The following is a 14,404-nucleotide window of genomic DNA, read 5'->3' on the forward strand; positions in this document are numbered from 1 at the left end:
GCACCTTGCTGAGGCGGTCCGAGGCAGGCCAAGTCACATCCGCTTACCACTGCTGGTTGCGCAATACCCGGATAACGCAGAAGCGATAACGCGACATGGTTTGCTGGGCGCTCCATCAACAAGGAGTGACCATGATCGCTATTTCCCTAAAACCCGTGTCGACGCAGCCTGCGTCGACCGATCAGCCGGCAGACGCCAGTCGGTCAGTAAAGCTCGTTGCCACGCAAAGCCTGCACGGCGAGTTTCTCGAAGCTTCGATCCCGCAATGGTTGACCGACGCTTCGCCGCAACGGCGCGAAGCCTTCAAGGCGGTTGCGACAGCATTGCCAGCCTGGTATCAGGATGCGACGCCGGCCCAGCGCAAAATCGTTGACGATACGTTCAAGGCCAGTGTCATCGCCCAGAACAGTCTCGACAAGCGCATGGCGAAACTTCAGGACGTAGAGACGTTTGCCCGGCCATTAGTCATCAAAGCGCTGAAAGACAAACATTCGCTGGATATCGATGTCGACAAAACGCTGCTGTGTCTGCGCCGCCCGGTGGAGATGGGTATCCAGCAAATCGAACTGGCCTCATTCGAGGTGCTCAAGCTAACGCTGCTGGAAGCCGCACTGCACAACTTCGAAGCTGGCGAATGCGAAGGGACCTACCATTCGAGCTCAGGTTTTGTGGTGGCAGGATCCACGGCGAAGACGTTCGACCATGTGAGCATCGGTATTTCGGTCAGCCAGTTTCTGCACCTTTGCCGCGATCTGGATGTCGGCCAGCAATACCAGACTTACCTGCAAGGATTCTTTCATCCTGAGGAAGCGGTGGCAGAGGCAGTGCTTGCCGAACGCTTCATTGCCGCGCAGAAGGCGACGCTGCGCGCTGCGGCCGAGCAGGCGCTGTTGCAAAAGGATATCGAGGCGGCGGATCACGCGATGATCGTCTCGGTGATTGACGGCGAGATGCATCCCTGGATGGGGAAAAAACAGGTCTGGTTCAAGGACCTGGGGTTGATGAAAAAAAGACTCACCGGCTGCGTCGCGTTCGTCATCTGCGAGAAATACCGCTATACCGACGAACTGATTCTTTACATCCCGCACGATCCTGAACATCCGCTCAAGCGCTACACGTTCCAGCAGATGCGCGACGAACTCAAACGCTTGCTTACTGCACGCGACGCTCCGCAACAGACGGGCGCGGAGCCCACCGCCTACCAGCGCTTTCTCAGCCAGTTTCTGCCTTATGACCAGCGTCCCGAGTATTTCAGCCAGTTCAGGCAGAAGGCGGCTGACTCACCCGGCGATGGCTGGGATCTGCTGCGCTCGCCATGGCTGTCGGTGCTGCAAGGCTTCACCGCCGGCTCGGCGTTCACCCGCATTCAGCAGGTACCGCCTGAGCGCCAAGTCAAATGGGAGCCAGTGGCGGACCCTTACATCGCACCGTCCACCCTGGGACGCAAGGGGCAGGGACTTTGGGCTCCCAACGAGGATCTATGGCAATACCTCTATAGCCAGAACCGCACCAAGCTGATCGATGATGCCCGAAGCCATGCGGTACCGACTGCCGAGGTAGACGCGCGAGCAAGGGACGCCAAACTGGCGCATCTGATGCAACTTGGCATGCTCGGTCTGAACATGGTCTCGATGTTCGTGCCTGTGTTGGGCGAAGTGATGATGGTGGTGATGGCCGGGCAACTGCTCTATGAAACGCTTGAGGGCGCAATCGAATGGGCCGAGGGCGATCGGCGTGCGGCCAAGGATCATTTGATCGATGTGGCGGAAAACCTTGCGCAGATTGCGCTGATGGCCGGTGTGGGCGCCGCAGTAAGGAAAATCTCAAGCGCCAAAGCCGTGCCGGTCATTGAAAGTCTGCATCCGGTGAAGTTGCCCAACGGCGAAACCCGGCTGTGGAAACCCGACCTGAGCGCTTACGAGTCGACTGTTGCACTGCCTGTCAGTCCCGGGCCAAACAGTGCCGGCCAGCACGTGCTTGAGGGTAAAACCTATATTCGCCAGAGCGGCAAGGTCTATGAGCAGTTTTTCGATGAATCGATCGGCAAATGGCGGATCAGCCATCCGACCGACATCAACGCCTGGCAGCCGGTGCTCCACAGCAATGGAAGCGGTGCCTGGCGGCATACTCTGGAACGTCCGCAGGATTGGGATCGTCTGACCCTGTTGCGGCGCATCGGCCATGCAACCGAAGCGTTTTCCGATGCACAGCTGATCAAGGCTGCCGATATCAGCGGTGTCAGTGAAGCCGCGCTGCGCAAGATGCACATTGATTCTTCGCTGCCACCACCGGAACTGACCCAGGCCATGCGCATGATGCAAGCAGATGGCAACGCAGCACTGGTTGTCGAGCAGTTGCGCGGTACAAAACCGATCGATGAACTGTACCTCTACGCGCTGCCGCTGATCACCGAAATGCCGCGCTGGCCGGAGAACCGGGTGCTGGAAGTCTTCGACGGCGAGCAATTGTCCGGCAAGTTCGTCAGGTATGGCTCCGCGCGGCGGTTTCGCGATGTCGGCGTCAAGCCACCCATTCAGATATCGCGGGCCGATATCTTCAGCGGTGAACTGCCAGCACGTATTCTCGCAGGGCTGGACGAGTCAGAAATCACTCGGCTCCTCGGCGAGCAAGGGGCACGCGTGCGCAATGGCCGACCGGCAGAGTTTGGCAAGCAGATCGCCGACTACGCCAACACCCGCCAGCCGGCGATTTACGACAGCATTCATTCGGGCACCGACCCCGTCGATCCGCAGGTTGCGCGCTTGCAAAAGGCCTGCCCGGGACTCAGTGAACCGGCGGCGCAAACGGTGCTGGCGCATGGTCGACCCGATGATCTTCAGCGACTCGGCTCAGGGCAACGAGTACCGCTGCGCCTGTTGGAGGAGGCCCGCTGGTACGCGCGGCAAAGTCGACAGGTAGCGGCATATGCCGGTCTGCGCAGCGAAAACGTCGCGTCTGCGGACAGCCGGCGCCTGGCGTTGCACACGCTGGAGCAATTGGCGGGTTGGCCCGACAGCCTTCGCATTGAAGTACGCGAAGGCCACGACGCTGGCATGCTGCTCGACAGCATCGGCAGTGAAACCGCCAGCGAGAAAAAATACCTGATCAAAACAGGCGTTCAGTTTCAGGCATACAACGAGCGCGGTGAGGCACTCAACAGCCTGCCTCGCAACGGCGACAATTTTTACTCCTCGATCATGCATGCCCTGCCTGATGATGCGCGCCGCAGCCTCGGTGTCCCTGAGGTCGGGCAGTCCGCAGAGTTGCAAGCAAAGATCATCGATCACGCCGACCAGCACCAGGCCGATGCACCCGCGTTGCTGGCACCTCAGGTCAAGTGGATAAAACCGCCGGTGCGGGTGAACGCTACCTTGATCGGTTATCCCGCCAGTGGACGCGGCGCCGGATTGGCACCGAACCTGCTGGCTCACGTGCAGGATATCTACCCGCAATTGAGCGACGAACAGGCTCGCGGCTTCCTCCTTGACCAATATCGGGCAGGAAAGAACGACCGGGCCATTTTCGAGCTGTTGCAATCACGTCGGCGTGAGTGGGAACAGCTCAATGCGACGCTGGATGAATGGGCGGGGACAGCGACGGCGGCGCCCTGGGAACGCTCCGGAACAAATTACAAGTTTCGCACCGCGCAAGCGCTGAAAACCTGCTGGCGCAACGCTTTGTCCACTGGGGTCGCGGGTGCCGATCAACTGTCGATTCTCACCTACGATCCTCTGCCAGAGATGACCGTCGACTTTGCTCACGTGCGTGAACTGTCGATTGGCGGCGGAGGTTTGACCGACGCCAATGCCGATGCCTTCCTGACGCGATTTGCCAATATCGAAAAGTTGTCGCTGGGGGAGCGGGGCAGTCTGTTCGGCACCTACATGGAGCACGAGCAGTCACTGACGACCTTGCCCCTGAGCGTGACTCGCATGTCCGCATTGAAAAAGCTCAAGTTCCGAACGCCAGCGCGGGTGATGGCTGCCGATCTGTCGACAAGATTGCGTAGCCTGACCGCGGTTGAGGAGCTTCATCTCGATTTTCCCGGCGGCGCAGGCAGCCCGCCCGAGCTGGACCTGGCTCCCCTTGAACGACTGAAGAAACTCAAGATTGAAGCGCCGGGCCTGACGCAGTGGCCGGCTTATGTGGAACAACTGCCTGAACTGGAGCGTCTGGATCTGACGCAGACCGCCATCGCATCCCTTCCACAGACCCTCTATGTCGGGCACGAGAGACTCTGGGCCGGTTTGTCCCTGGACTGGTCGAGGTTCTCCCACGGAGCGTTCAAACCGGCTTACGACTATGTGAAAAACTACATGGGGGAATGGGGGCATCTGGTTGATCTGGACTTGATGGTCCGCCGCTACTGCGCCGGGGAACTGCAGTTTCTGACGGGTGAGGCCGGCCGTCTCAACCCGTTACCTCAGCGCATCATGAGTCTGTGGAACACACCGGAGACCCGACTTGGAGCCGTGGAGATTCTGCGCGTGGAGCACAGCGCAATTTTCCGGCAGTTCTACGAGGCCAGCGCATCCGCAGAGTTGCGTACGGCGACGCCGGCAGCGCGCTGGCAAGCGCCGCCCAATGCCCGGGTGGTTCGTGCACTGGAAAAAAACTGGCGCGCGGCCATACGCCGGCGTTATCGCTTGAACGATGACGTTCGTCCCTTCAATGCTGAGGACTGGATATCCGCCAGCGATCTGGACGACGCCAGCATGTTTGAACTGGTTGACACCGCCTGGGCGCTGGGCGCGGAGTCGGTGAGTGAGCTGCCGCAATTGCCGGCCGGTACGTTTGCTCATGTACAGCGGGTTCGGCTGGACCGCTTGACTGTGCCGGTCGAACAAATCCGCGGCTTTCTCCAGGCGTTCAGTGGCGCCACAAGCCTGGAGGTCACCGCCTGCGGATTGACCGAAGTGCCGGTGCGGCCAGCCGATTTGCCCCGGCTCACACAGCTGGACCTGTCTTTCAACCGAATCGCCGTGACCCCTGAGGTGCAAGGTCAATTCGACGCGCTGAGCAATCTCGAACATCTCAATGCCCGCCTCAATCGGCTGGACACACTGGACGTTTCTCGCCTGACCGGCCTCAGGACGCTCAACCTCAGCTCAAACGGGCTCAATGTGTGGCCGAAGGGGGCGGAGAACCTGGCACATTTGCAAGCAATGGATTTGCGGCATAACACCATCGGTTCGCTCCCCGATCACGTGCTTGCCGACAACGCTGTGCTGCTCAAGACCAGGCTGCTGAACAACCGCTTCAGTGTCGGCGGCGAAGCGAGCCTAAAGGCGGCGCAGCGACGTATCGAAATGACCTTGGGTTTGCCCGAAGGGGCGCTGCAACGGTTTGAATCGCAAGCGCCATCGATACCCGCCGGTTCCAGCGGTGCCACGCCTGACACGGCACTCAATCGCGCCGCTCATCTCTTGCCACTGCCATCTGTCTCGGTCATTCAGCAAGGCACCGAGATGCATCGCGCAGTGCTGGAAATCTTTTCGTCACTGTCGCTTGAAAAGGCCCAGGCCAGCGTTGAGCGTTTACGCACTGAAGGCCTGTCCCCTGAGCAAATGGTCGGCAGACTGAATCAGTGGCGAGCAAGTAACGAGGCGTTGACGCGTGAGTTGAACGGCTGGATCTTCAACCCGGCGCAAGGGGCTGGTGAAGGGGCGTCGTCAACAAGATTCTTTGATGCCTCCAGGATCCGCGCTTGCTGGCGGGACGGGCTCACCGGCCATACCGAGTCCGCCGGACGCACGCTGAGCCTGTCAGCGGGCGGCTTGGGTGATTTGCCTGCGCTATCGAACGTGTTTTCCCATGTGCGGACGCTCGACCTCACCGGGGCCAAATTTTCCGTCGAGAGTTTCAACCTCTTCTGCCCGGCGTTTCCTGAGTTGACCACGCTGATGCTCAATGGCACGGGCCTGGCACGCCTGCCGGACGCTGTCGGCAGTCTCAGCCGGCTCGAACGGCTGGAATTGAGCGGCAATCGCCTGGCCGTGGCGCAATCGGTGTATCAGCACGCGAGCGGGGCGCGGCTGCGCTGGCTCGACCTCAGTCACAATCAGCTGGAAGAATTCAACGCCGCAACCTTCAGCAGTCTGCAAACCCTCAACCTCGGCCAGAACGGCCTGGATTTCTGGCCTCAAGGCGTGCTTGAACTGGCGCATCTGCAAAGGCTGGACCTGTCGGGCAACAACATCATGGTTTTCCCGGACCGGCTGTTGGGCGGCAATCATGAGGCGCTCGTGGCAGGCACCGATCTGTCGGAGAACTCGCTGTCGCTTAACGCATTGGAGCAGATCAGGGACTACAGCGTCGCGCATGGCGGCAGTGACGTGCTGGGCTACACGCCGGAGTCCTTGCAGCGCTTGATCGCCGAGCGTATGAGCGACTCGGAAAGCGATAGCGGATCCGAATCGGATTCGGATCGGGGTTCGGACCCCGACTCCGATAGCGACGATGGTGATGATCGGCGTGGCGGAGGCGGTGGCGGTAGCAGTAGCAGGCCCGTGGATATGCATGCCGGTGTGGAGGCCGCGGAGGTGATTGCCAATCCGGCGCAGGACGTGGCGGCGCCGGCGATGGACATATGGATGACCTATACGCATGCAGATGCGCGTGCAGCGCGGCAAGCACTATGGCTGCAATTGGCTCGACAGGCCAACCATGAGGCGTTCTTTCATTTGCTCTCGACCTTGCCCGACACCCTGGAATTCAGGTTTGCCGGTGCCGATCTGACCCACCGGGTCTGGCAAGTGATCCAGGCTGCCACGGAAAGCGCTGAACTGCGCGAGCTGTTGTTTTTCAACGCCGAAACCCACGGCACGTGCCCCGATGGCCGGATCCTGTCGTTCAGCGAACTGGAGACCCGCGTCTACGAATACAACGCTCTGCGCGACATTCCGCGGCATCGTCAGCTGCAACGCGGCAGAGCGCTGCTTGATCTGACTCGACGGTTGTTTCGCCTGGAAAGGGTGGATCGACTGGCCGAAGCCGCCGCCAGGAACAAGGATCGCGCGGAAGTCCGCCTGCAATACCGCATCGCCATGACACGCGGCTGGCCGGACGACCTGGAGTTGCCGGCGCAACCCGAACACATGTTGTACGCCTCACCGATTCGCGGGCGACGATTGCTCAATGCGCGTGCCTCGGTTCTCGCGGACGAGGCATCACCCATGTTTCTGGAGGATCTGATTGCGCGGGACTACTGGATCCGCTATCTGCAGGATCGCCACGCCGAGGCGTTCGAGGCACTTGAACGCGACGCTACCAGGCGGCACGAAGCGGTCGAGGATGCCTACCCGGACAGAGAAAACAGCGATTATCTGGACGCGATGAGGGTGCTTGAAATCGAACTGGCGGATGCGCGCATCGAGAAACTCAAGGATTTGACTCGCACAGAGCTGGAGAGCCTGGCGTCGCAGGATGCGGGAGCGTCGCCATCGGCCCCGTCTTCACCGAAACCCGGGCCTTCGTGGCGCCGTGACTGACTGATCGAGCAGACCTGGGAGCAGGGCGCTCCCAGGTCAGGTCGACTCAGCTGTCGTAACCCAGATTTGGCGCCAGCCAACGCTCGGTCACGCTCAGGTCCTGGCCTTTGCGCGCGGTGTAGCTCTGCACTTGATCCTTGTCGATCTTGCCCACGGCAAAGTACTGCGCCTGCGGATGGGCGAAGTACCAGCCGCTGACCGCTGCCGCGGGGAACATTGCGTAGTGTTCGGTGAGGAACACGCCACTGCGCCCGGCGCGCATTTCCGCAGCCTCTGGATCGAGCAGGGTGAACAGCGCGGCTTTCTCGGTGTGATCCGGGCAGGCCGGGTAGCCGGGAGCAGGGCGGATGCCACGGTATTGCTCTTTGATCAGCGCATCGTTATCCAGGGTCTCGTCCTTGGCGTAACCCCAGTGTTCTTTACGCACTTGCTGGTGCAGCCATTCGGCGCAGGCTTCGGCCAAGCGGTCGGCGAGGGCCTTGACCATGATCGAGTTATAGTCGTCGCCCGCGTCCTGATAGGCCTTGGCCACTTCTTCGGCGCCGATGCCGGCGGTGGTGATAAAGCCGCCGACGTAGTCGGTGACTTCGCTGTCCTTCGGCGCCACGAAGTCGGCGAGGCAGAAGTTCGGCTTGCCGTCGGTCTTGATGATCTGCTGACGCAAGTGATGCAGCTTGGCCAGCGGCTTGCCGTTGTCGTCGTACAGCTCGATGTCGTCTTCGTTGACCTGATTGGCCGGCCAGAAACCGAACACCGCACGGGCGCTGATGAGTTTTTCGTCGATGAGCTTAGCGAGCATTTCCTGCGCGTCCTTGTACAGCGCAGTCGCGGCTTCACCGACCACTTCGTCTTCGAGGATGCGCGGGAACTTGCCGGCCAGATCCCAGGAAATGAAGAACGGTGTCCAATCGATGTACTCGGCCAGTACCTTCAAATCGATGTTGTCGAGCACCTTGCTGCCGGTGAAGGTCGGTTTCACTGGCTGATAATTGGCCCAGTCGAATTGCGGCTTCTTCGCGATCGCGGCGGCGTAGCTCAGGCGTTCGGTACGGGCGCTGCGATTGGACGTACGCTCGCGCACGTCGATGTATTCCAGACGGGTCTTCTCGACGAAACCGGCCTTGAGTTCCTTGGACAACAACTGTGTCGCCACGCCGACGGCGCGCGAGGCGTCGGTCACGTAGACCACGGCATCGTTGCTGTACTTCGGCTCGATCTTCACCGCGGTGTGCGCTTTCGACGTGGTCGCGCCACCGATCATCAGTGGCAGATGGAAATCCTGACGCTGCATTTCACGGGCAACGTGGACCATCTCGTCCAGCGACGGCGTGATCAGGCCGGAAAGGCCGATGATGTCGCACTTTTCTTCTTTGGCGACCTGCAGGATCTTCTCGGCCGGAACCATCACGCCTAAGTCGACAATGTCATAGCCGTTGCAACCAAGCACCACGCCGACGATGTTTTTGCCGATGTCGTGGACGTCGCCTTTGACCGTGGCCATGAGGATCTTGCCCTTGGCTTCCGGCTTGTCGCCTTTCTCCAGTTCGATGAACGGGATCAAGTGCGCCACGGCCTGCTTCATCACGCGCGCGGATTTCACCACCTGCGGGAGGAACATTTTGCCAGCGCCGAACAGGTCGCCGACGATGTTCATGCCGGACATCAATGGGCCTTCGATCACTTCGATCGGCCGCGCAAACGACTGGCGGGATTCTTCGGTGTCTTCGACGATGTGCGTGGTGATGCCCTTGACCAGCGCGTGTTCCAGACGTTTGTTGACGTCCCAGTTACGCCACTCTTCGGTCTCGGCTTCCTTGACGCTACCGTCGCCCTTGTACTTGTCGGCGATGGCGAGGAGGGCGTCGGTGCCGTCCGGAGTGCGGTTGAGGATCACGTCTTCGACCGCGTCGCGCAGCTCGACCGGGATCTGATCATAGATCTCCAGTTGACCGGCGTTGACGATGCCCATGGTCAGCCCGGCGCGGATCGCGTAGAGCAGGAACACCGAGTGAATCGCCTCACGCACCGGGTTGTTGCCACGGAACGAGAACGACACGTTGGACACGCCGCCGGAGCTCAGCGCGTACGGCAGCTCATCGCGGATGTAGGCGCAGGCATTGATGAAGTCGACGGCGTAGTTGTTGTGCTCTTCGATGCCGGTGGCGACGGCGAAGATGTTCGGGTCGAAGATGATGTCTTCCGGCGGGAAGCCGACTTCATTGACCAGAATGTCGTAGGAGCGTTTGCAGATCTCTTTCTTGCGCGCTTCGGTGTCGGCCTGACCGGCTTCGTCGAAGGCCATCACCACCACCGCAGCGCCGTAGCGCTTGCACAGCTTGGCGTGATGGATGAACTGCTCGACGCCTTCTTTCATGCTGATCGAGTTGACGATGCCCTTGCCCTGAATGCACTTGAGGCCGGCTTCGATGACTTCCCATTTCGACGAGTCGATCATGATCGGCACGCGCGAGATATCCGGTTCGCCGGCGATCAGATTGAGGAAGGTGACCATGGCCTTCTTCGAATCGAGCATGCCCTCGTCCATGTTGATGTCGATGATCTGCGCGCCGGCCTCGACCTGCTGCAGCGCGACTTCGAGGGCTTCGGTGTAATTGTCTTCACGGATCAGGCGGGCGAATTTTGCTGAACCGGTGATGTTGGTGCGCTCGCCGACGTTGACGAACAGCGAGCTGCGATCGATGGTGAACGGCTCCAGACCGGAGAGGCGGCAGGCCTTGGGAATGTCCGGAATCTGACGTGGCGCGTAACCGGCCACGGCTTTGGCGATGGCTTCGATGTGGCCCGGCGTGGTGCCGCAGCAGCCGCCGACGATGTTGAGGAAACCGCTCTGGGCGAATTCCTCGATGACTTTCGCGGTTTGCGACGGCAGTTCGTCGTACTCGCCGAATTCGTTCGGCAGGCCGGCGTTCGGGTGCGCGGATACGTGGGTGCTGGCCTTGTTCGACAGCTCTTCCAGGTACGGGCGCAGTTCGCTGGCGCCGAGGGCGCAGTTCAAACCCACGGAGATCGGCTTGGCGTGGGCCACGGAGTTCCAGAACGCTTCGGTGGTCTGGCCGGACAAGGTACGGCCGGAGGCGTCGGTGATGGTCCCGGAAATCATGATCGGCAATTCGAGGTGCAGCTCTTCGAACACACCTTGCACGGCAAAGATCGCCGCTTTGGCGTTGAGGGTGTCGAAAATGGTTTCGATCAGAATCAGGTCGGCGCCGCCCTCGATCAGGCCTTTGGTGGCTTCGGTGTAGTTTTCCACCAGCTCATCGAAGGTCACGTTGCGGTAGCCGGGGTTGTTGACGTCGGGCGACAGCGAGCAGGTGCGGCTGGTCGGGCCGAGCACGCCGGCAACGAAGCGCGGCTTGGCCGGGTTTTCGGCGGTCTTGGCGTCGGCAATCTTGCGCGCCAGACGTGCGCCTTCTACGTTTAACTCGTACGCCAGCTCTTCCATGCCGTAATCGGCCATGGAAATGCGCGTGGCGTTGAAAGTGTTGGTTTCGAGAATGTCGGCGCCGGCGTCCAGGTAGGCTTTTTCGATGCCGCCGATCACGTCCGGACGGGTGATCACCAGCAGGTCGTTGTTGCCCTTGACGTCACTCGGCCAGTCCGCGAAGCGTTTGCCGCGATAGTCCTGCTCTTCGAGCTTGTAGCTCTGGATCATCGTGCCCATCCCGCCGTCGAGGATCAGGATGCGCTCTTTGAGGGCTTGCTTGAGAGCTTGAAGGCGGACGCTGCGATCGGACATGTGGACTACTCGGAAAGACCATTACGAAGGAGCGGGATCATAGCAAACCTGTGCGCTTTTGGAGCATGTGCAGCTTTTGCATGAATATCTCTCATGTTGGTACGAGCGTCATAACGGTAGAATCGCAGCCTTTTTTTACCATCGAGATCAGCAGCATGCCGCACCGCTTCATCAGTTTATGGTTGCTGGTCCTGAGCGGGAGCGTTGCGGCGCAAGATCCTGCTATTTCTTCTTCCATCTCCTACACCCGAGATATCCAACCGATCTTCACCGAGAAGTGCGTGGCCTGCCATGCCTGCTATGACTCGGCCTGTCAGCTCAATCTGGGCAGTGGCGAAGGCGCTGCTCGTGGCGCGAGCAAGATGCCGGTATATGACGGCGAACGCACCCAGGCGGCACCGACCACGCGCTTGTTTTACGACGCCTTCGGCAAGCGCGCCTGGCAGCAGAAAGACTTCTATTCAGTACTCGACGCCCAGGGCAGTCAGGCCGCGCTGATGGCGCGGATGCTTGAACTCGGCCACAAGACGCCGCTGACGCCGAACGCCAAACTGCCGGAAGAGATTGTTCTTGGGCTCAATCGCAACAATCTATGCGCAATGCCTGCGGAGTTCGACGGATATGCAGGCGCGCACCCGAAAGAGGGTATGCCGCTGGCGGTCACTGGCCTGACCGACCAGCAATACCAGACCTTGCAGCGCTGGCTGGCGTCTGGCGCGCCGATTGACGAGCAGAGCCTGGCGCCGAGTGCCAAAGAGGCCATGCAAATCCTGCAGTGGGAAAACCTGCTCAACGCCCCCGGCGCCCGGCAGAGTCTGGTCGGTCGCTGGCTGTTCGAGCACTGGTATCTGGCGCACATCTATTTCAAGGAGGGTGAGCCGGGGCATTATTTCCAGTGGGTACGTTCGCGTACGCCGAGCGGCCAGCCGATCGACCTGATCGCCACGCGCCGCCCCAACGACGACCCGGGCACGCAGGTGTATTACCGCTTGTGGCCGGTGCAGGGGGTGATCGTGCACAAGACGCACATCACTTATCCGCTGAGCGCGGCGAAAATGGCCCGGATCAAGAGCCTGTTCTACAACGGCAACTGGCAGGTCAATGCGCTGCCGGGTTACGGCCCGCAGAGCCGTGCCAATCCGTTTGCCACTTTCGAGGCGATTCCGGCGCAGGCGCGCTATCAGTTCATGCTCGATAACGCTGAATACTTCGTCCGCACCTTCATTCGCGGCCCGGTGTGCCGTGGGCAGATCGCGACCGACGTGATCCGCGACAACTTCTGGGCGCTGTTCCAGGCCCCGGAGCATGACCTCTACATCACCGACCCGAACTACCGCGGCCAGGCCACGCCGCTGCTGGCGATGCCGGGGCAGAACGACGATGTCGGCAGCGTGCTCAGCCTGTGGCGCAACTACCGCGACAAGCGCAACGAATACGAGGCACTGCGCCGTGACAGCTACGCCGATCTGCCGGCGCCGAGCTGGTCGACGCTGTGGGCCGGCAACGACAACGCCTTGCTGAGCATTTTCCGCCACTTCGACAGCGCTTCGGTGACCAAGGGGCTGATCGGTGAGGTGCCGCAAACCATGTGGCTGTTCGACTATCCACTGCTCGAGCGCACCTATTATCAGCTCGCGGTCAACTTCGACGTGTTCGGCAACGTCTCCCATCAAGCGCAGACTCGCCTGTATTTCGACCTGATCCGTAATGGCGCGGAGCAGAACTTCCTGCGCCTGATGCCCGCCGGCTCACGTGAGGATTACCTCAACTATTGGTACCAGGACGGCGGCCAATTCAAGATGTGGCTCGATTACGAGGCCATCGATGACGACAAACCGACCGCATTGACGCTCGACGAGAAAGACCCGAAACACGATTTCGCCATGCAGTTGCTGGCGCGCTACGGTGATCTGAACGCGCGGCCAGACCCGATCAATCGCTGCGACGGCGCTTATTGCTCGCGACCGAATATAGATCCGGCGTTGCAGAACGCCGAGCAGGCCCTGAGCCGTCTGGCCTCGCGACCGGCCGCAGGGTTGAAAGTCATCGACCAGATGCCCGAAGCGACCTTGCTGCGCGTCGAAACCGCCAGCGGCAAGCGCGAGGTCTACAGCGTGCTGCGCAACCGCGCGCACAGCAACGTGGCGTTTTTGCTCGGTGAGTCGCTGCGCTATCAACCGGGCCTCGACACATTGACGATCTATCCGGGCGTACTCACCAGTTACCCGAACTTCATCTTCAACGTACCGGCCGAGCAGGTGCCGGCGTTCGTCGATGCGATGGAGAATGCCAAGGATGCCAATCGGTTCGACAAGATCGTCGAACGCTGGGGCATTCGTCGCAGTCATCCGCAGTTCTGGCTGTATTTCCACGATCTGAGCCAGTACATCCATGAAACCGATCCGGTGGAAGAGGGTGTGCTGGATATGAACCGGTACGAGAACCTTTGAGCATTCGCAGGCATATGCCGGGTTTCTTTCCCGACAAAAATACTAGGACTTTGTCAGCCGCGCCGATTGGCGTAAACTGCGCCCAAGCCTGCGAGGAGTTTTTATGACCGCTATTACCATTACCGACGCCGCCCATGATTACCTGGCTGATCTGCTCTCCAAGCAGAACACCCCGGGCATCGGCATCCGCGTTTTCATTACCCAGCCTGGTACCCAGTACGCCGAAACCTGCATTGCCTACTGCAAGCCGGGCGAAGAGAAACCTGAAGATACCGCGCTGGGGCTGAAAAGCTTCACCGCCTACATCGATTCCTTCAGCGAAGCGTTTCTTGGCGACGCCGTTGTCGACTATGCCACCGACCGTATGGGCGGCCAGCTGACCATCAAGGCGCCAAATGCCAAGGTGCCGATGGTCAATGCCGACAGCCCGGTCAACGAGCGCATCAATTATTACCTGCAAACCGAGATCAACCCGGGGCTGGCCAGCCACGGCGGTCAGGTCAGCCTGATCGATGTGGTCGAGGACGGCATTGCCGTGTTGCAGTTCGGTGGCGGTTGCCAGGGCTGCGGCCAGGCTGACGTGACCTTGAAGGAAGGCATCGAGCGCACTCTGCTCGAGCGCATCCCGGAGCTCAAGGGCGTTCGCGACGTGACCGACCACACGCAGAAAGAAAACGCCTACTACTAAGGCGTTCGCTGCGACCATG

General features: G+C 60.5%; 4 protein-coding genes. 3 read left to right on the forward strand and 1 reads right to left on the reverse strand.

What is annotated here, in order from left to right:
- Positions 1 to 131 precede the first annotated feature (131 nt).
- The gene (locus tag J5M66_RS08950) at positions 132 to 7,490 is read left to right on the forward strand and encodes a DUF6543 domain-containing protein (protein ID WP_207807888.1); all 7,359 of its coding nucleotides are present in this window, start codon (positions 132 to 134) and stop codon (positions 7,488 to 7,490) included.
- A gap of 46 nt (positions 7,491 to 7,536) precedes the next feature.
- On the opposite strand, the gene metH is transcribed toward J5M66_RS08950, so the two are convergent.
- On the reverse strand, positions 7,537 to 11,247 hold the full coding sequence (metH, locus tag J5M66_RS08955; protein ID WP_122707977.1) for a methionine synthase: 3,711 nt from the start codon (positions 11,245 to 11,247) through the stop codon (positions 7,537 to 7,539).
- A 155-nt stretch (positions 11,248 to 11,402) separates the two neighbouring features.
- Here metH and J5M66_RS08960 point away from each other — a divergent pair, with 155 nt between their 5' ends.
- Together J5M66_RS08960 and nfuA are read left to right on the forward strand one after the other, a co-directional pair.
- On the forward strand, positions 11,403 to 13,697 hold the full coding sequence (locus J5M66_RS08960; RefSeq protein WP_207807887.1) for a fatty acid cis/trans isomerase: 2,295 nt from the start codon (positions 11,403 to 11,405) through the stop codon (positions 13,695 to 13,697).
- A gap of 103 nt (positions 13,698 to 13,800) precedes the next feature.
- The gene (gene nfuA, locus J5M66_RS08965; RefSeq protein WP_150368406.1) at positions 13,801 to 14,385 is read left to right on the forward strand and encodes a Fe-S biogenesis protein NfuA; all 585 of its coding nucleotides are present in this window, start codon (positions 13,801 to 13,803) and stop codon (positions 14,383 to 14,385) included.
- Positions 14,386 to 14,404 lie beyond the last annotated feature (19 nt).

Origin of the sequence: Pseudomonas sp. 67(2021) (assembly GCF_017491835.1) — a bacterium.
Lineage (GTDB): Bacteria > Pseudomonadota > Gammaproteobacteria > Pseudomonadales > Pseudomonadaceae > Aquipseudomonas > Aquipseudomonas atacamensis.